The organism is Snodgrassella sp. B3837 (genome assembly GCF_026535955.1).
Classification (GTDB): domain Bacteria; phylum Pseudomonadota; class Gammaproteobacteria; order Burkholderiales; family Neisseriaceae; genus Snodgrassella; species Snodgrassella alvi_E.
The window spans coordinates 47,038-65,823 of record NZ_JAFNPI010000006.1 but is presented as its reverse complement, the minus strand read 5'-3'; the positions used below and the strand labels follow the sequence as shown (position 1 = coordinate 65,823).

Below are 18,786 nucleotides of genomic sequence, written 5' to 3'. Positions count from 1 at the left end.
GAAAAGAAATCAACTTTTTCGTGCAGCTTTTTTGGCTGCGCGCTCAGCCTTTAGCAGAGCTTCCTGCATTTGTCCTTTTTTCAGCCACACTGCCCATTGGTTTGGGGTTTCCAATGTAATTCGGCCAATCAGTCCATCGCGAAAATCGGTGAGCACACGCTCAGCTGCTTTCTGGTAATCAATACGGCCTCCGCTTAACAAGGCACCGCGTTTTTTACCAATCCATTCTAGCCAATTATCATCACGCCAGTGCGGACTTTCACTCAAATCTGCCTGATATCTCAGTTGCAGTAAAGAAAGGTAATGGCGGCGCAGATAATCTAGTAATTCAAGTGCCACTGTTTCCTCATCTAGTGCGTTGCGACCCACTGCTCCACTAGCGGCCAAATTATAACCGGCTTCTTCGACAATGATTTTAGGCCACAGCATACCGGGGGTATCATATAACCAGAAATCATCTGCCAATATTAGCCGCTGCTCTGCCTTAGTGATACCTGGTTCATTGCCGGTTTTGGCACTGCGCTTACCCAGCATACCATTAATCAATGTGGATTTACCTACGTTAGGAATACCACAAATAAGCACTCTTAACGGACGGTCTAACCCATGGCGATTGGGTACCAGCGATCGGCACGCTGCAATGATTTTACTTGCTGCCTGTTTTTCTGATGCATCCAGTGCCAGTACATTGGTATGAGGCTGGGCGCGATAGTCGGTCAGCCATAGCTCCGTACGCTCTGGATCGGCTAAATCTTGTTTATTAAGTATTTTCAGTTTGGGTTTATCGGCAGCTAGCTTGGCCAGCAATGGATTGGCACTTGAAGCCGGTAAACGTGCATCCAGTACCTCAATGACCATATCCACACTTTTAATACGCTCGGCAATGGCTTTTTTGGCTTTATTCATGTGCCCGGGATACCATTGAATCGCCATAAACTGTCCTTGTCTGCTAAAAATCCAACACAGAAAACACTCAGGCAGCCTGATTTCAGGCTGCCTGAATAATTCACTGTACTTATTATACCGTTTTTTCAGAATTTTTTCTCAATTCCAGCTGCCGATGCCGAACGATTACCGAATATGCATTAAGCTGCTGTGCGAGTGCCTGAACAATATATACAGAGCGATGCTGCCCACCGGTACAACCAATGCCGATATTAACATAGCTGCGGCTTTCCTTTTCCATTTCGGGCAACCAGCGGCATAAAAAACCAGATAAATCTGCAATCATTTCTGCCATGACCGGCTGGCGAGCAAAAAAATCCTTTACTGGTTCATCCAGTCCGGTGAAAGGACGCAAATCAAAATCGTAATAAGGATTGGGAAGAAACCGTACATCAAAGACAAAGTCCAGTCCTGCTGGTACTCCATATTTATAGCCAAAAGATTCTAGTACCACACGCAGGGGAGCTACCGGCAGATTCAACCATTGCTGTATTTGACGGCGCAACTGAGGTACGTTGAGCAAAGAAGTATCGATTACATAAGCAAAGCTTTGTAATGTAGACATATATTCCTGTTCGGCAGCGACACTTTCATTCAGTGTCTGGTGCTCTTTCGCCAGAGGATGGCTGCGGCGCGTTTCTGAAAAACGACGCAGCAAAACAGGTACCGATGAAGTTAAAAACAGCAGATCTACCTGATGCCCTAGCTGCCGCAATCTTTTTACTAGCTCTAACACTTCTGCTGGATTAAAGCGTGAGCGAATATCTACGCTTACACCCAATTGAGCTGTTTGGCTAGCGGCATAATGCTCAATCAGACCGGGTAAAAGCTTAACTGGTAGATTATCCACACAGACAAATCCAACATCTTCCAGCAAACGCAAAGCAATAGATTTTCCAGAACCGGATAATCCACTAATCAATATTATCCTCATGATTCACCGCATCCTCTTTCAGCATTGAATTATGACGATCCAAAAATTCCTTGGTACTGTCTTTACCTCTCATTTGTAAAATAAAATTACTTACTGCAGCTTCCACCAAAACGGCCAGATTGCGCCCTACGGCCACAGGTAGGGTCACACTACGTATAGAGACATTCAGAATGCTTTCGGTTTCACTTTTGATACTCAGACGGTCCATTCGTTGCATGTGGCTATCATCGGCAAGTGCCAGATTGATGATGAGCTGTAGCTGTTTTTTCGGGCGCACGGCAGTTTCACCGAAAATGGCACGGATGTTGAGCACGCCTAGACCACGCACTTCCAAAAAATCTTTCAGCATGGCAGGACAGCGCCCTTCCAGCGTTTCCGGCCCAATGCGGTACAGCTCTACAGCATCATCTGCGACCAAGCCATGGCCACGGGATATCAACTCCAGTGCCAGCTCGCTTTTTCCTAGTCCAGACTGGCCGGTAATAAGTACGCCGATTTCAAATACATCTAAAAAAACACCGTATTTAACAGTTGAGGCAGCCAGTACCCGTTGCAGATAGATGCGCAGCACATCCATCAGGAAGGGACTTTCTGTTTTTGATGTTAACAGTGGCACATTATGCGTATGACAATAATCACGCAACATATAAGGCACTGGTAAATCATTAGCCACAATGATCAAAGACATGGTAAGGTCGAATAATTCATTGAGGGTAGTTTTGATTTCTCCGGCCTCAATCTTATTCAAATACTCAACTTCGGCAATACCGATTACCTGTATCTGATTGGGATGGATAAAGTTCAAATGGCCGACAAGAGCCAATACCGGTTTATCAGCATCGATACTGATGCGGTTATCAGCGCCAGCGGTGCCGGCAGACCACGCCAATTTAAGCTTAGTCTGGTTATCATGATACAGACGCCGTACCGATATGCTGGGCATAAAAGTCTGTCCTTATAGCTCTTCGGCAACAAGTATATCGCGCACACTTTCAGCACTGGTAGCAGACAAAAGTGCATTGCGAACTGATTTCTGGGAAAATTTTCCTGCCAGCTCTGATAATACATTCAGATGTTTAGTGGAAGCATTTTCCGGCACTAATAGCACAAACACCATGTTTACAGGTTGCTCATCCGGTGCATCAAAGGCAATGGGGGTTTGCAGCCGGAAAAACGCGCCTACAGTATCTTTTACGGTACCAGTTCGACCATGGGGAATAGCAACGCCTTTGCCTAAAGCTGTAGAACCCAGTTTTTCACGTGCAAACAGGCAGTTAAATACATCTTCTTGTGACAGACCGGCCTGCTCGGATAATAGTTTTCCGGCTTCCTCAAACAATCTTTTTTTGCTGCTAACATTTAAATCGAGAACCACGTGTGAAACCGGTAATATATCCCCAATTAAACTCATGCTCATTTTCTATTCCTATCAAATTGCTCATTGCAGCGGTTCTTAAACCCTTGAGCTACAGGATGTGCAATTTCTTCCATTACTATTAATCAATTACCCAATTATATTATCTTTTAATCGCACAGACGGTTATGTATTAAGGATGGCCTAGCCAAAAATGCAGCAATAGCCCTACAAACCAGATAAGTCCGATACGGTTGTTACGTAAAAACATAGCAAAGCATATTTTGCGGTCTCGTGTACGAATATTCCGCCACTGTATATACTGTAAAACCAGCACCAGCGGCAAAGCAAGCCAGTACCATATAGTGGCCTGAATCATCCCGCCAGCAATAATCATGAATATATCAAAACCAAGATGGCACAACATCACGGCAGTAATATCATGCTGCCCGAAAGTGATAGCAGAAGTACGGATACCAATTTTCAGGTCGTCCTCTTTATCTGCCATCGCGTAAATGGTATCGTAGGCCAGAGTCCATAATGTATTGGCTGCGAGTAAAACCCATGCAATCATGGGTACCTGTTTGCTCACTGCAGCAAAAGCCATCGGAATACCGAAAGAAAATGCCAGGCCAAGATATAGTTGCGGCAACGGAAAAAAGCGCTTGGTAAAGGGATAAGTCATAGCCAAAAACAAAGCCGGTACACTCATCAACCAAGTAAGCCGATTAAGTGGCTCCAGACACAGTGCAGCCAAAATACACAGCACCAGCGTAAGCAAAAGCGCTTCTTTTTTGCTCACTTTTTTCAAAGCAAACGGGCGTTGATTGGTACGGTCTACCGCACCGTCAAAGTCGCGGTCGGCATAATCGTTGATCACACAGCCTGCACTGCGCATTAAAAAAGTACCAATAGTAAATACCAATACCGTTAGCCAGTCTGGATGGCCATCACCTGCAATCCACAGTGCCCACCACGTGGGCCAGAGCAGCAATAATGTGCCGATAGGACGGTCTATACGCATTAACTGCATATAAACTTGCAGACGGTCAGCCAGCCGCCAGCTTTGATTCTGCCCCAGTTTACCTTCTACAGAAAATCGATTCACGCCAGTTTAGTCTTCCAATGTTAATGCTTGATTAAAAAATACAAAGATAGCCCGAGTGACATTGCCAGACCATCTGGTTAGCTCTACTATCAAACTGTGAATGGAAACCAAACAATTGTAACATAAGCATAACAGTACACTGCACTCAGACACCATAATCCAAAGGAGTAAGATATGGACTTAATTTTATGGCGCCATGCCGAAGCCGAGGATAACTGGGAGGATATGGCACGCAAACTCACCACTAAAGGCCAACTGCAAGCAAAGCTGAGCGCGCAGTGGCTGCGTCAGCATTTGCCGGGTAATTGTCAAATTTACTGTTCAGAAGCTGTCAGGTCTCAGCAAACTGCTCGTTATCTGAAGCAGCCGTTTACTGTAAACAAATTATTCAATCCGGACTGCCACCCGCTTGATCTAGCCACATTTCTGCAACAGCAGCCCCCTGCATCCACTCAGATATGGGTAGGACATCAGCCATGGATTGGCCAGTTTTGTGCTTATCTTCTTAATGGTGTCTGGCTGCCACAACAATTCTGGTCAGTAAAAAAATCGGCTTTTTGGTGGTTTGATGTCCGTTTTTACCAGCAACGCCATCAAGCACGAGTAAAAGTGGTTTTATCACCGTCAAATTTAAAATAAATCCATTATTAAGAAAACACAATGCCATGAAGTTTTTTTCGAAAAGTGTGGTCAATCTGCATGGATGGGTTAATGAGCAAAGCTTTTTTGCCAAACTATCCAGAAATGCTTTGCGTTTGGGCAAACCGGTGGTTATACAGCTGTACTCTTTATTTCTGCTACTTAAATCTCCGCATACGCCTTTACGCAGTAAAATGTTGATTCTAGGTGCCTTGCTTTACTTTCTTAGCCCAATAGATCTCATACCAGACTTTCTTGGGCCGCTTGGTTTCACCGACGATATTGCCGTTATTGCTATGGTATGCAAACAACTACAAACTGCTCTCACACCAGCTTTGAAAGAACAGGCTCAAAACGCAATCAACCGTTTTTTTACCAACAAGGCTTAGAGCTGGTTTAAGCATTTTGCTATGTGTTAATGCTTCTGTGTCTGATATCTATGCAATAATTTATCCAGAAAAACACACAGTTTCTGATTCATGGGAACGTAATCATAGTCCAAAATTTCAGATGCAGGTTGTATATACGGATACTGACCGGCATGCTGTAAATCTAGCTTTGAATGGGGAATTAATGATTCAATTGCTGCGCGGTTGAATTCAAGATGACACTGAAATCCGTATGCTATTGGCGCAAACCGGATAATCTGGCGTGGACAACCAGTACTATAAGCTAAAATCTGTGCCTGTGGGGGTAGTCCAGGCATATCTCCATGCCAGTGACCCACAGTCAATTCCTGACCAAAATGTTCTATCATCTCATCGGCTAAACCTGCCGCTGTAAGCTGAATCGGAAAGTTACCGATTTCCTTATTAGGGCTGCTTTCTACCATACCGCCCAGCGCTTGTCCGATTAATTGTGCTCCCAAACAAATTCCCAGTACTGCTTTACCATTATCAATGGCTTGGCGGATAAGGTGCTGCTCAGCGGCACTGTCAAAATAGGCACAATCCTGTATTGTAGTTAGTGGTGACTGAGGGCCACCCATGATAATGAGCATATCAAAATCATCGGCAGATGTTGGCACTTTATCTCCCTGATAAATAGCAGATAACGAAATTCTATGCCCTCTACTTTGCGCCCATTCAAGGCATACTGCCGGTTGCTCAAAATTTTCGTGCACAATAAAATGTATTCGCATTCTGTTCTCCTCCATATAAATCAGCTAAATAATTATACTAAACTATACTAATATCCTAGCTAAAACAAAAGCTGTGCATGATAAAGGCGAACATAATAGCGCCGTACTTTCTAAAGTACGGCGCTGATTTAAAGCTCAAACAAAATTAATTATTTGCTGGCTTTAAATTCTTCGTAATACTCGCAAGCCAGTTTATGCAGTGAAGCACCGATGGCTTTGTACTGGTATTCGTTCAGGTTGGCCAGAGATACACGACCAGATGGGTGACGTACCGCAAAGCCTTTACCAGGTAACAATACTACGCCGGATTCATCTGCAATTCTGAACAGCAGTTCATTTGGGTTTTTGGTTTTAACTACCCATTCAGCAAACTCGTTACCATACAACTGACGGGCAGTATCTTCCATATCCACCAGAGTATAGTAATCTACGCTGTTTTCGTTGAACTCGTGTTTGATACCCAGCTGTTTGTACATAGCGGCGCTGCGATTGCGAATCAGAGCCATCAATGCGTCTTTATACTGTTTCTTGGTATCCATCATTTCGGCCAGAGAGAACAGTACCATCTGTACCTGCTGCGGAGTAGACAGACCAGCAGTGTGGTTCAGCGCTACAGCACGGCTATCAGCTACCATACGGTCAATCAGTTTCAGTTTTTCTGGTTCCGGAGTAATAGACAAGTAACGTTCATGCAGAATTTTGCGTTCTTCTTCCGGCAGTTCTGCAATTTTCTTATCTAGTACATTTTCTTTGGCCATGGCAATTACGCCCAAACGCCAACCGGTTGCACCAAAGTATTTGGAGAAAGAGTAAACCAGAATGGTGTTGTACGGACACATGGTAAACAGAGACTCAAAGTTCTCAGCAAAAGTACCGTAAACGTCATCAGTCAAGATAATCAAATCAGGACGTTTTTTCACGATGTCCGCGATAATCTGGAGACTGCGGTCGTCCATTTTCACTGAAGGTGGGTTGGACGGATTAACCAGATAGAATGCTTTGATGGAAGGATCTTCTAGTTTACGCAGTTCGCTTTCAGGATACTGCCAGTCCAGTTTCGGATCAGCATTGATTAATACTTCTTCCAGTTCGTAATCATTCAGTTCTGGAATTTCCAGATAAGGCGTGAAAATTGGGGCACCCAGAGCAATTTTGTCACCTTTACGAATCAGACCATTCTGTTTCAGCGAGCTGAAAATATAGGCCATAGCGGCGGTACCACCTTCAGTGGCAAATAAGTCGATATCATCGTTAGCCAGTGTTTTGGCACCCATTTCTTCAAGAACGTAGGTTTTAACGATTTCTTCAGACAAACGCAGCATGCGGTCTGGTACGGGATAGTTGCAGCCCAGAATGCCTTCAGTCATTTCCAGCAAGAACTGATGCTGATTGTAGCCAAGCTGGTCACGCACGTAAGACATGGCTTTACTCAGGAAGTCCACACCAGGTTTGTGGCGGTTGCGACGAATAAAATCGTCGAAGCGAGCCATCAAATCATCTTTAAATGGCATTCCGCCGATATTCTGGTCTAAGAAAGAGAAAGAGATTTCAGACTCTTCAGTAGCAAACAGACCTAATTCAAAAAATGCATTACGAGGCAAAGTAGCCAGAAAGTTGGGGTTACCACGGCCAGCATTCAGCATCATGCGGTCGTTGCGGCTCTGTGCCAAATCAATCAAATGATTTTTCAATTCAAATGGGCTTAAATTAGCATATTTTTCAAAATCATGTTTTGAAGTCATAACATTTTCCTCAAGAAGTTAAAAGCACATATCAAACAAGAGCCACAATCAATGGACCTAACAGTGTCAGGAACACATTGGCTAATGCATATGTAACGGCAAATGGAGTAGTCGGAATGGCATTACCTGCTTTATCCAATACTTCACCAAATGCAGGATTGGCACTACGTGAACCAGCCAGCGCACCGGCAAAGATTGCAGCGTTGTCATAACGCAGCACATAGCGACCAAAGAAAATTGCAAGAATCATCGGGACTAGTGTTACCACAACACCAATCAAAAACAGGGTCAGGCCATGTTCTTTAATTGTGGTAATTGCCTGTAAACCAGACTGCAAACCTACTACAGACACAAATCCAGCCAGACCGAAATCTTTCATGAACTGGGAAGCAGCTACCGGCATATTGCCAAACGTCTGCTTGCGAGCACGTAACCAGCCGAAAAACAGACCAGACAACAGCGCACCGCCACCTGCACCAAGCGTAATCGGGATATTGCCTACACGGACAACTACCCAACCAATAATCAGGCCAAGTACCACACCCAGACCGTGATAAGCCCAGTCGGTTTTACTGTTCACTGTAATTGGCGCACCAATAATATGAACAACACGATTAATATCACTGGTAGAACCATAGATGGTCATCACATCCCCGAGTTTGAATTCGGTATCCGGTGTTACATCCAATTTTTCACCGTTGCGATGTAGGGCAATCAGATATATACCATGCTGAATTTCAAAATCGTGGTCACTGGAATGCACTTTGGAACGGATTTCAGCCATGGTTTTGTTGGCATAATCAGGGTTGCGGAAGACCACGTCTTTGGTATCCACAATCACTTCCAGACCCTGTTCAGAATCCAGCTCACGTCCAAACAACGTGCTAACAGCAGCCACTGCTTCACGGCGGCCTACGATCAGAATAATGTCGTCTTTTTTCAGCACTGTAGACGGTGTGCAATCAATTAAGTTACCGTGACGTTTGATGCGCTCAATGGTAATACCCAGATTGTCCAGCTCAATATCTTTAATGGATTTCTGAATGTCATTTTCCACTACATAGATACGACCTACCATCTGCGTAATCGCCATACCCTGATTACCTTCCAGTGCCATTGCACCTTTCAGCTGTTCAGCTTCAGCAGCTACCGCATCATCGCGAATATCACGACCCATGATTTTCGGCAGCAAGTTCATACAGATAATGATCGCGCCTAATGAACCAAAGATATAAGTCACCGCATAACCAATGGCCACATTAGCCTGTAATTGCTGCAACTGGTCAGCAGGCAGTCCCATATGTGTCAAGGCATCGGCAGCAGTACCCAAAATCGCTGACTGGGTTAAACCACCGGCAGCAAGTCCAGCAGCCAGACCTTTATCCAGGTGGAACAGGCGTGCCATAATCATCACCGTGATAAAACCAGTAATGGCAATGAACAAAGCCAAAAAGATTTCACGCAGGGTTTTTACACCTAGTGAACGGAAAAACTGAGGACCACTTTCATAACCCACAGCATAAATAAATAAAGTAAACAGCAATGCCTTAAGACCAGAATCAATGTGTACATTGAGCAAGCTTAAAAGCACTGCCACCAACAGAGAGCCAGCGACTCCGCCAAGCTGGAACTTACCGAAACGAATACTGCCCAGTAAGTAGCCCAGACTTAATGACAGAAACAGCAGAATAACCGGCGATTCCTGAATATTAGTCAAAACCCAATTCAACATATGTCTACCTTCTCCTGAAAGAACGAAGGCTAGTGTGCGCTTGTGTGCTTTTAATTTTTGTCTTAATTTCAATAGGTATGAAAATAATTGATAACTTTAGTATTTTGTTAATTTTTATTGCATAAAATTAAATCAAATAATCACATTTAACTACTATGTAATAGCAATTTCACACTTTCCAAAAAGCGAAATTAAAAGTGCACAACCACTGATTTATAAGCAAAAAGTTAAGAGATTGTTCAGATAAATTCATTCATAAATAAATATTATTATATTTTAATTATGCTTATTGAGTTTTAAATTAGAAATATTCAATAAATATGTATTACTACTCGCATTAAAATATTTCATTTCTTACTAAATATATTTAGCTAAAAAGCATAATAATTTATTAAGATATATAAATGTCATCTCAAATACAATTGATAATCTCTAACATATTGAAATGATAATAGGAATCTTAATTAACAACTCCTTTATTTTTGATTGATTCTGTAGCCAATTCACCACAAAAAAAGATTTTAAACTAAAAAAAATGCCATTAAAATTAACAAAAATTGCATATTAAAAAAATTTGGCTTAATGAATAGAAATTCATTTCAATTATATTCATAAATTTAACCAAAACCCCTTATTCGTTTTTCATACCTTCGTTTTGCCGATTTTTCTTATCAAAATCTGCTTTAATCAATGCATAAAATACAAATAAACAATTAAGAAATAACATTATTTTTATAAAGCCAGATCATTCATTCTTCTTTTTCAGTGGTTGCACATCAGCAAGTGCATTTATTTTTGGTGTATGGTGGCAAGATAAAACAAAAGCCTGAGAAAAATCTCAGGCTTTAATCAATAAAAATCAAATCCAGCATTTATTACATCTGCCGAACCTTATCTTTCTAAGCAAATACCTTGTTAGCGCAATATAGGTACAGCTTCAGTATTAATAAAATTGACCACACCGCTTACGTGATTCTGCACATTATCAACTGCATCGGTACCGGTTGCATCTGTAGCAGACTCTTCATCTGTGTCTGCCTGAGTAGCAGCAACATCATCTCCATATAAAGTAAATGGTTCAGGTGTCGAGGTATCAGGTTCTACCCCAATATCCTTAATCAGACGCTGATATTCTGAAGATTGAGCCAGTAATAGTTTGGCCGCCTTACGCAGATTATTAACTTCACTATGTGCTAGATAAAACGTTGTCGGAATATGAATGACTTTATCCCTCAGCGGTGATGGCGGCATATCCAACAGATTCACACTCACATAATATACCTGTGGTGTACCCTCACTGCGGCTCTCGTTCCACCAATCCACATATTTTTGAAACTGATGCTGCGTATCTTCCGAATATTTCTCAATCGGAATACTGGTTAGTGCTCGCACAACTTCAGCTGTACCTGGAACACTGGCACTACTGTCTATGGAATTTTTGCGCTGAGTTTGTGCATTGACATTAATAATAATGATTTTATGAATCTTCGCTGACTCTAGCCGGTCATATAAAGTTTTATTACTATAGAGCTCCGTGGCATCCAGCAGACTGCGCAAACCCAGATTATCGGTCAGCCCACCATCCAACAAGTGAATATATGGCCGCTTCTGGCTATCTTGGTACTGCTTCAAATTGGCACGGTATACGGCTCTAGTCTGCGCTCGGAATGAAGTCGTCCCAGTAGCATCAACATTATTACTATCAACTAAGTTATCCGGTAAATGATAGTGGCAGTTGCCTCCATTATTATTTAAAGTTACCGGAGCAAAGACGAGCGGTACTGCACTGGATGCAGCCACCGCGCGCGCAATTGGCAAATCGGTCAGATCCAAACAAAGTAAATCAAAATATTCTTGGGTAAAATCTAGACGGCTGCCCAGACTCATATCAGTAGCACTAATCACTACAAACGGCCCTTGACGCTTATTATTTAAATCAGCATAAGTTGCCCCGTGATATAAGTGCAAATCCAGCTGCTCCTGCAATAAATCTCCACGGCCAAATTCTGGTGAACCCAGCCTTGACCAGTTTGCCATCGAGAATAACTGCCCGATAAGCATTTTCTGTAAATTCAAATTGAGAAAATTCTGCTCGAATTTTGGAATGGTTTCCGATCCATGCAGCCCGAAATAAGTGGCCAGGATAGAACCACCGGAAATCCCATATACCACATCTACCGTATCCAATAGGCTTTTAGGCCGGCCATCTATTTTGACCTGTTGTTTTTTCAGAGATTCAAGCACGCCATAGCCGAAAGCAGCCGCACGAGTCCCCCCACCGGACAGCATGACAATTCCGATTACATCATCTTTCTTATCCGCTTTATTATTAAGTAGAGCGCGTTGCAAACGATAGCCGTCTGGATTCTTACTAACATCATCTATTACAGCTACAGGCTGATAACGCAGTGTAGAACAAGCTGCAAGCCCGAACAATGCCATCAACATCAGCACTTGTCGCATCATTGATCGATTAAAACATAGCTGCATGCATGGCTCCCGAAGCAGAAAATATAGATATTAAACAAGATTCTTACAGAAATCATACGTCGCATTAGCGAGTAAACTAATAGTGCGACATCTTCAACACTTAATTTTGAATATACAGCATTTGCATTTCAGCACAATGCTCATTCCTCCTCACTGCTTTGCCAGCCTCCTCCCAGTGCCTTATATAAATTCACTAGATTACGTGCCTCTTCTAGCCTTACCTGCACTTGCTTATCAGCAATATCCTCGGCATTCAGGCGTGCACGCAAACTGCGATCAAGCGTCATATCGCCAAAGCGAAACAACTTTTCAGCAGCACCTGCCTGACTGGTTGCCTGAGTTTGTGCCTGATGTATCAGCTTCGTCTGCTGATACAGACTAAACTGCATCTGATAGGCATTATCCACTTCAGCTAAAGCTTGAAGAATTAAATGATCATATTCAGCAATTGCAGCCTGTAGCTGAGCGTCTGCTCTTTCGATATTGTGTTTAATCCGTCCGGCAGTAAATACCGGAATCGTCATACTGGCGTCTAGTAATCCGCCTGTATTTTTTAAATATGAAGTATTACTATTTAAATGTATTTGCCCTGTCTGCCATAAAAAATTCAGGCTGAAGCGTGGCAATCTATCAGCTTTAGCACTGGCTAGACCAGCACTCATTGCTTTCACCATATTTTCCTGAGTGCGAATATCTGGTCGACGCGTAATCACGTCTAGAGGCAGTTGTCCGGCCGGTGCAGCGGGAAGTTGCTGCAAAATATCCACTGGTGCAGCTGCAATGACAAAACCTTGCGGTTCCTGACCAGTTAAAACCGCTATATTGCGCTGATACACTTCAGCCTGAGCCTGATAAGTAGCAATCTGCGCCTGCATCGAAGACAACTTGGCGGTCACTTCTCTCACATCATAAGCCGTCGCCTGCCCAGCACGGAAACGACCTTGTGTATAGCGCTGCAACTGTTTCAGCGTCGCCACACTGTGTTCGCCTATTTTAGCCCGCTGCTGCATGGCTCGCATTTTCAGATAATTCTCTGCAATCTCACTGCTAAGCATCATTTGCGCACCATGCCAACGCTCAGTCGCGCTTAGGCTTAGATATCGCATTTCATCAGCGTCACTGCGTTTCTGTCCAAACACGTCAGGTTCCCAACTGGAGGTGAAACCTGCCTGCACACTATTGCCATGCAAACGAGTGCGATTGGCACCCAGAGGCGATCCTGCAGCCTGCAAATAATCACGAGTATTGCCAATCAAAGGCAAATTCAGATCTTTCAGAGTATTGTCACCATTATATCGATGCAGGCCGCCACTACTTTCTACTCCAGCTTGTGGGCGCAAATCCGCTTCAGCCATGGCTGCACTGGCTCGCGCTGCAAGCATATTGTCTTTCATGCCAGCCAGATTACGATTGTTTTTCAAACCGATTTCAATCAGGTCGTTTAATACCGGATCAGGCCAGCTCTGCCACCAGCGGCTGATATCTGCTGTTCCCCGTGCTGCAGCATTCTGCTCAAACTGTTGAGGAATACTCACTGTAGACCTCACCTTTATATCGGTACGGCTACAGCCTGCCAGCAAACCCAAAGCGAGTACTACCGCAAACCACGTTTTATTCATTTCCATTTGTCCTGAATGTACGACATCTGCATTAAGAATGCTGCGCCAGCATGCCGCGAAAACGTGACAGTGCCAAAGCCAGAAACAGCACGCCCATAATGGACATCATCATAATTTTCGGCCATACGGTCATCAGCCCAGCATTGCGAAACAACACATCCTGACTAAACTGGGTAAATTGTGTTTCAGGCGACAACCACGTTATATACTGAAAAAAAGCCGGCATACTTTCCAAAGGCGATTCCGAACCAGAAAGCAAACGCATCACCACATATATCGGTAAACACAGCAAGCCAAATTGCGGCATTGTCGGCGCCAGCGTGGCAAACCAAATACCCAGCGAAGCCACCGAAAATAGATAAATAAACATACCCAGACTAAACAACGACACCGAGCCGTTAATCGGAATATGCAGCCATCCCTCAATCACCAGCCACAGCGACAACAGTGAAGCCACCGAAATCACAGCACCATTAGCAAAAATCTTCGCCATCACAATTTCACTGGGACGTACCGGCATCACCAATAACTGCTCAATCGTGCCGTGTTCGCGCTCACGAATAACCGCTGCCCCTACCAGAATAATTGCCAACAAAGTTAAGTTCGATACCACATTCATTGTTGCAATAAACCACGCCGATTCGCCATTGGGATTAAATTGGACATTCATCACTGGCGTGACCGGTGAAAAAGTAGCGGCCGACTGTTGCCGTAAAAAAGAACGCGTTTGCGCATCAATAATCTGACTTAAATAATTAAAGCCAATACCAGCCTGAGTTACCGACGTTGCATCAGCCAGAACCTGAATAGTAGGCGATCTACCGGCCACCACATCACGCTCAAAATTAGCCGGAATATCGAGAACAAAAACATAGTCGCCTTTATCCATTGCCGCATCAATATCTTCGCGTCTTACTTCTACCGGCGGCTTAAAATAAGGTTCCAGCAGCGCATCCCGAATCCGGTACGATAACACACTGTGATCTGCATCCATCACCGCTACAGAAGCATGGCGCACCTCTGTAGAAATACTGGTAGCCACTGTATAAATAGCCACGGACAGCACCACCACCATCAATGCAATCAGCACCACATCGCTTAGCAGACTTTTCAGCTCCTTAACACTCAGTACCCAGACATTTTTAAACCATTGCAGCATCTACACCTCCTGCTTTTTCAACAAGCAGCCGGCCAGAAACACATACGCCAGACAAAATGCCAGCAAAACCAGATAGTAGTTAATGAAATCCAGAAAACCCAATCCTTTAGTAAAACCACCAAGACTAATTAGCTGATACCATGCCGTGGGGAAACTCCAGCCCAGCCAGTAATTAATACCGGTGAGCGTAGACAACGGATAGAGCAAGCCAGAGAAATTAAGCGCCGGAATCAACGACAGAATGGCCGAACCAAAAATTGCCGCCACCTGAGACTTCACAAAGCTAGAAATAAGCAAACCAAAAGCCGTGGCTGCACAAATCAGTGCCAGAGCCCCTACACTCATAGCAATAAAACTGCCACGTACTGGTACACCAAGCACCACTACTGCCAGCCACACTAGAATCAAATAGCTAATAAAAGAAACCACAACATAGGGAATCTGCTTGCCAATCAGAAACTGCCTTACCGAAGCCGGCGAAGTGTATAAATTGGTAATCGAACCAATTTCTCGCTCCCGCACTACACCCAGCGCCGTCATCATCACCGGTATTAGCATCATCGCCATCATAATCATACCGGGTGTAATTGCAAAAATGCTTTTAAAATCCTGATTATAGACATAACGAGGCGCAATCTGCGCTGCGGGTTTAAGCGAAATAGGTAAACCCGTCTGTGCCCATTCCGCCGCTGCATAGCGTTCCAGTATCATGAGAATAAAGCTTTTAATGTTTTCTGCCATAAAGGGCATCGTGCCATCAACATAAAAACCAACTTCCGGCTTATCTCCGCGCAGTAAGTCACGGCCAAAATGTGGCGGTATATCAATAACCAGACGCGCCTTAGATACCTTCAACGTTTCATCAATTTCATTTGCAGTGTGCAGCGTGCCGGTAAAAGTAAAATAACGCGAACCCCGGAAATATTCGACTAAAGCACGGCTTTCCACCGTCTGGTCACGGTCCATTACCGCAAATTTCACATGTTCCACATCAAAGGATACAGACCACGCCGCCATCATCATCAGCACCACCGGTCCAAACAAGGCAAAAAATAGACGAATTTTGTCTCGCATCAGCTCTTTGCCTTCACGTACTGCAAACGTCCATACCGTCCGAAACCAGTAAGAAACACTGTCCGCATTCATAGCCTTCCCTGCCACAGCTGGTGCCATTGCAGTTTGCTGCTGTTTCTTCTGTTCTGAATCTACCTGTGGCACGCTATTGTCTGTTTTGTCTACCGCTTCCTGTAAATAATCAATAAAAGCAGTTTCCAGATCATCTGTTTGTTTATTGGCACACAATTCCTGTGGTGTACCAATTGCCAGCACCCGCCCCTGATGCATAAACGATATGCGGTCACAGCGTTGCGCTTCATTCATAAAGTGGGTAGATACAAAAATTGTGGTGCGATTCTGGCGTGATAAATCCAGCAGATGATGCCAGAACATATCTCTGGCCACAGGGTCCACACCAGAGGTAGGCTCATCCAGTATCAGAACTTTTGGATGATGCAAACAGGCAGCAGCCAGTTGCAAACGTTGACGAATACCTAAAGGCAATTCACTCGGTTGCGTATCAGCAAATTCCTGTAAATCAAACTGCTGCAACGATTCCTGTATCGCCGATTCAATTTGATTTGTCTCCATTTCATACAGCTTGGCAGAAAGCACCAGATTTTGCCGCACCGTCAATTCTTCATACAAAGAAAACGACTGCGACATATAACCAATCTTCATGCGCGTCGTCATATCATTAGCATCAACAGTTTTACCCAGCAGCTTAGCACTACCAGAACTGGCATCCAGCAAGCCGGTAAGCATTTTCATCGTAGTTGATTTGCCGCAGCCATTAGAGCCCAAAAAACCGAAAATTTCGCCCCGTTCAATAGTAAAACTTACATTATTAACTGCTACAAAATCGCCAAATCGCTTAGTTAATTCCTTAGCCTCAATTGCCGGAGGTGAATTTTTGTCTGGTACAAACGGCGTCAGCTCTAAACTGCCACCTTTATTTTGCTTTGCCTCAGGCAACATTTTCACATACGCCTGTTCCAGCGTATCCGTATGCGTATCCTCCAGCACCTGCTGCGTAGGAGCATTAACAATCAGACGACCATCGTCCATAGCCAGCAGATATTCAAAGCGTTTGGCCTCGTCAAAATAGGCGGTAGCGACAATTACAGTCATATCCGGGTTTTCCACCCGTAATTCATCAATTAGTTGCCAAAACTGCCGCCGCGACAATGGGTCCACACCAGTAGTCGGCTCATCCAGAATCAGCAGTTCCGGATTATGTACCAATGCACAACACAGACTCAGCTTTTGCTTCATCCCGCCGGAAAGCTTACCAGCTGGTCGTTCGGCAAACGGAGCCAATCTGGTTGCCTGCAACAAACGAGCAATCCGCTGCTTGCGCTCCTCACCACGCAAACCAAATAGCCGCGCATGAAAATCCACATTTTCATTCACTGATAAAGTTGGATACAGATTTTGTCCCAGCCCTTGTGGCATAAAGGCAATCCGGTGACTTAGCAATTGGCGGCTGTGTTTCAACGCCATACTTTCACCAAAAACCAGCACATCACCTTGCTGGATAATCTTCACACCAGCTATCAAAGACAGCAAAGTAGATTTACCTACCCCGTCTGGTCCAATCAGTCCCACCGTTGCGCAGCGGCGGATTTGCAAAGATACATCGCGCAATGCCACCGTCTGCCGATACTGATGTGACACATGGCGTAAATCAACTGCCCAATCTTCCTCTGTATCAGCCTGCTCTCTGGCAGTTTTCTCCATTTCAGGCACCCTTGGCTGCTGGTTTTAAATTAGGTAATTTAACCTGCCACTGCTGCGGCCAAGCTTTATTGTTATCAAAACGGATATAGCCATTACCCGTTAATCCGCCCTTGAGCAAACCGCTGTACCGCAACGCCACCTGTGCCGGAATTTTCAGTTTTACCTTATACATCAGCTTCTGCCGCTCATTCAGAGTTTCCACAAATTTCGGCGTAAACTGCGCATTAGAATCAATAAAATCCACTTTAGCTGGCCATACTGCATCCATTCCATCCAGCACAATCCTTGCCTCATCACCGAGTTTCAGCTTGCCAATCGTATCCGTAGGCAAATATACCGACAAAGTTACATCAGTCGGGTCAAGCAAAGAAACAACCTTATTCCCCTCACCCAGCACATTGCCCGCTTCAGCAATCCGGTACTCCACTCGACCTGCTTTCGGTGCCCGAATCAGCATATCGTTATTAGCAGAAAATGTCGCATCAATCTGTGCCTGTGCCTGATTCACTGCCGCAAGCGCCTCAGCACGTGCTGCCTGCGCCGATTTAACCTTGGCAATTGCCGCATCTCGTTCCGCCAGACGTCGGCGTAATTCAGGAGCAGACACCAATTCATCCGATTTAAGCTGGCGCGTATTGTCCAGATCCATTTGCGCCACTTTATGAGCTTGTTGCTGGGCAGCAATTTCCGCCTCAGCCTTAGATACATTTTCCAGCGCACGTTGCTTATCTGCGCGCGCGGCCGCCAGCTTACTACTGGTCTGATCAGATGACAGTTCAGCCAAAACCTGATTTTTGGCTACCACATCCCCCTCATCCACCTTCATTTCAATTACTCGCCCAGAATAAAGTGTTGCCACATCCAGCCGTTTTAGCTCCATGCGTCCGTTTCCGCCTGCAAAACCATCCGGTAAAGACACATGACTGCGTATATTTATCCAAACCGCCACACCCACCAGAACCAATACCACCAACACAAACAACAGCCTTCTTGTTTTCATTTATCTGTCCCTGAATGAACTGTTTTTTATTGGCCTCACATCATGAAACCCACCAGAATTTCATCACGCAAGTTAACATATAAAATATACACACTTTTCATTAATAACAATAGTTTACTATCACTGT

At 44.4% G+C, this 18,786-nt stretch carries 15 protein-coding genes; 2 read left to right on the top strand and 13 right to left on the bottom strand.

Annotation, left to right across the window (positions count from 1 at the left end):
* Positions 1 to 9: 9 nt before the first annotated feature.
* The 5 genes from ylqF to ubiA form a co-directional block, all read right to left on the bottom strand.
* Positions 10 to 933 carry a ribosome biogenesis GTPase YlqF gene (gene ylqF / locus J3U67_RS01280; RefSeq protein ID WP_267403475.1) on the bottom strand — a complete coding sequence of 308 codons (924 nt, stop codon included), beginning with the start codon at positions 931 to 933 and terminating at the stop codon, positions 10 to 12.
* Positions 934 to 1,018: 85 nt separating this feature from the next.
* Positions 1,019 to 1,879 (bottom strand): RNase adapter RapZ, encoded by an 861-nt coding sequence (gene rapZ, locus J3U67_RS01275; RefSeq protein WP_267403473.1) that lies wholly within the window; start codon positions 1,877 to 1,879, stop codon positions 1,019 to 1,021.
* A complete protein-coding gene (gene hprK / locus J3U67_RS01270) occupies positions 1,860 to 2,822 on the bottom strand; it encodes an HPr(Ser) kinase/phosphatase (protein WP_267390412.1) in 963 nt (320 codons plus the stop codon). The genes rapZ and hprK overlap by 20 nt, the downstream gene beginning before the upstream one ends.
* A gap of 12 nt (positions 2,823 to 2,834) precedes the next feature.
* Positions 2,835 to 3,290, bottom strand: coding sequence for a PTS IIA-like nitrogen regulatory protein PtsN (gene ptsN, locus J3U67_RS01265; protein WP_267390489.1), 456 nt, complete (start codon positions 3,288 to 3,290; stop codon positions 2,835 to 2,837).
* A gap of 136 nt (positions 3,291 to 3,426) precedes the next feature.
* Positions 3,427 to 4,266, bottom strand: a complete 840-nt coding sequence (gene ubiA, locus J3U67_RS01260) for a 4-hydroxybenzoate octaprenyltransferase (protein WP_267403783.1) — start codon at positions 4,264 to 4,266, stop codon at positions 3,427 to 3,429.
* 249 nt (positions 4,267 to 4,515) lie between these two features.
* On the opposite strand from ubiA, the gene J3U67_RS01255 reads away from it, so the two are divergent.
* Complete coding sequence (locus tag J3U67_RS01255) at positions 4,516 to 4,980, top strand: SixA phosphatase family protein (RefSeq protein ID WP_267403471.1); 465 nt, start codon at positions 4,516 to 4,518, stop codon at positions 4,978 to 4,980.
* A gap of 26 nt (positions 4,981 to 5,006) precedes the next feature.
* Complete coding sequence (locus J3U67_RS01250) at positions 5,007 to 5,369, top strand: YkvA family protein (RefSeq protein WP_267403469.1); 363 nt, start codon at positions 5,007 to 5,009, stop codon at positions 5,367 to 5,369.
* Positions 5,370 to 5,395: 26 nt separating this feature from the next.
* Here J3U67_RS01250 and J3U67_RS01245 read toward each other — a convergent pair whose 3' ends face one another.
* From J3U67_RS01245 to J3U67_RS01210, 8 genes are all read right to left on the bottom strand, one after another.
* Positions 5,396 to 6,121, bottom strand: a complete 726-nt coding sequence (locus tag J3U67_RS01245) for a glutamine amidotransferase-related protein (RefSeq protein WP_267403467.1) — start codon at positions 6,119 to 6,121, stop codon at positions 5,396 to 5,398.
* 149 nt (positions 6,122 to 6,270) lie between these two features.
* Positions 6,271 to 7,863 (bottom strand): bifunctional aspartate transaminase/aspartate 4-decarboxylase, encoded by a 1,593-nt coding sequence (locus J3U67_RS01240; RefSeq protein ID WP_100140570.1) that lies wholly within the window; start codon positions 7,861 to 7,863, stop codon positions 6,271 to 6,273.
* A 31-nt stretch (positions 7,864 to 7,894) separates the two neighbouring features.
* On the bottom strand, positions 7,895 to 9,595 hold the full coding sequence (gene aspT / locus J3U67_RS01235; RefSeq protein WP_267390417.1) for an aspartate-alanine antiporter: 1,701 nt from the start codon (positions 9,593 to 9,595) through the stop codon (positions 7,895 to 7,897).
* Positions 9,596 to 10,510: 915 nt separating this feature from the next.
* Complete coding sequence (locus J3U67_RS01230) at positions 10,511 to 12,085, bottom strand: patatin-like phospholipase family protein (protein ID WP_267390418.1); 1,575 nt, start codon at positions 12,083 to 12,085, stop codon at positions 10,511 to 10,513.
* A gap of 140 nt (positions 12,086 to 12,225) precedes the next feature.
* The gene (locus J3U67_RS01225; RefSeq protein ID WP_267403465.1) at positions 12,226 to 13,704 is read right to left on the bottom strand and encodes an efflux transporter outer membrane subunit; all 1,479 of its coding nucleotides are present in this window, start codon (positions 13,702 to 13,704) and stop codon (positions 12,226 to 12,228) included.
* Positions 13,705 to 13,735: 31 nt separating this feature from the next.
* Positions 13,736 to 14,863, bottom strand: a complete 1,128-nt coding sequence (locus J3U67_RS01220) for an ABC transporter permease (RefSeq protein ID WP_100152656.1) — start codon at positions 14,861 to 14,863, stop codon at positions 13,736 to 13,738.
* Positions 14,864 to 17,659, bottom strand: coding sequence for a ribosome-associated ATPase/putative transporter RbbA (rbbA, locus tag J3U67_RS01215; protein WP_267403463.1), 2,796 nt, complete (start codon positions 17,657 to 17,659; stop codon positions 14,864 to 14,866). It abuts the gene before it with no gap.
* 1 nt (position 17,660) lies between these two features.
* Complete coding sequence (locus J3U67_RS01210) at positions 17,661 to 18,659, bottom strand: HlyD family secretion protein (RefSeq protein WP_267403461.1); 999 nt, start codon at positions 18,657 to 18,659, stop codon at positions 17,661 to 17,663.
* Positions 18,660 to 18,786 lie beyond the last annotated feature (127 nt).

Excerpts from the sequence above, each read along its gene's own strand:
- J3U67_RS01230 (WP_267390418.1), bottom strand. The coding sequence starts at position 12,085 with ATGCAGCTATGTTTTAATCGATCAATGATGCGACAAGTGCTGATGTTG.
- J3U67_RS01240 (WP_100140570.1), bottom strand. The coding sequence starts at position 7,863 with ATGACTTCAAAACATGATTTTGAAAAATATGCTAATTTAAGCCCATTT.
- ubiA (WP_267403783.1), bottom strand. The coding sequence starts at position 4,266 with ATGCAGTTAATGCGTATAGACCGTCCTATCGGCACATTATTGCTGCTC.
- J3U67_RS01255 (WP_267403471.1), top strand. The coding sequence starts at position 4,516 with ATGGACTTAATTTTATGGCGCCATGCCGAAGCCGAGGATAACTGGGAG.
- ptsN (WP_267390489.1), bottom strand. The coding sequence starts at position 3,290 with ATGAGTTTAATTGGGGATATATTACCGGTTTCACACGTGGTTCTCGAT.
- J3U67_RS01210 (WP_267403461.1), bottom strand. The coding sequence starts at position 18,659 with ATGAAAACAAGAAGGCTGTTGTTTGTGTTGGTGGTATTGGTTCTGGTG.
- rapZ (WP_267403473.1), bottom strand. The coding sequence starts at position 1,879 with ATGAGGATAATATTGATTAGTGGATTATCCGGTTCTGGAAAATCTATT.
- rbbA (WP_267403463.1), bottom strand. The coding sequence starts at position 17,659 with ATGGAGAAAACTGCCAGAGAGCAGGCTGATACAGAGGAAGATTGGGCA.
- J3U67_RS01225 (WP_267403465.1), bottom strand. The coding sequence starts at position 13,704 with ATGAATAAAACGTGGTTTGCGGTAGTACTCGCTTTGGGTTTGCTGGCA.
- J3U67_RS01245 (WP_267403467.1), bottom strand. The coding sequence starts at position 6,121 with ATGCGAATACATTTTATTGTGCACGAAAATTTTGAGCAACCGGCAGTA.
- J3U67_RS01250 (WP_267403469.1), top strand. The coding sequence starts at position 5,007 with ATGAAGTTTTTTTCGAAAAGTGTGGTCAATCTGCATGGATGGGTTAAT.
- aspT (WP_267390417.1), bottom strand. The coding sequence starts at position 9,595 with ATGTTGAATTGGGTTTTGACTAATATTCAGGAATCGCCGGTTATTCTG.
- J3U67_RS01220 (WP_100152656.1), bottom strand. The coding sequence starts at position 14,863 with ATGCTGCAATGGTTTAAAAATGTCTGGGTACTGAGTGTTAAGGAGCTG.
- hprK (WP_267390412.1), bottom strand. The coding sequence starts at position 2,822 with ATGCCCAGCATATCGGTACGGCGTCTGTATCATGATAACCAGACTAAG.
- ylqF (WP_267403475.1), bottom strand. The coding sequence starts at position 933 with ATGGCGATTCAATGGTATCCCGGGCACATGAATAAAGCCAAAAAAGCC.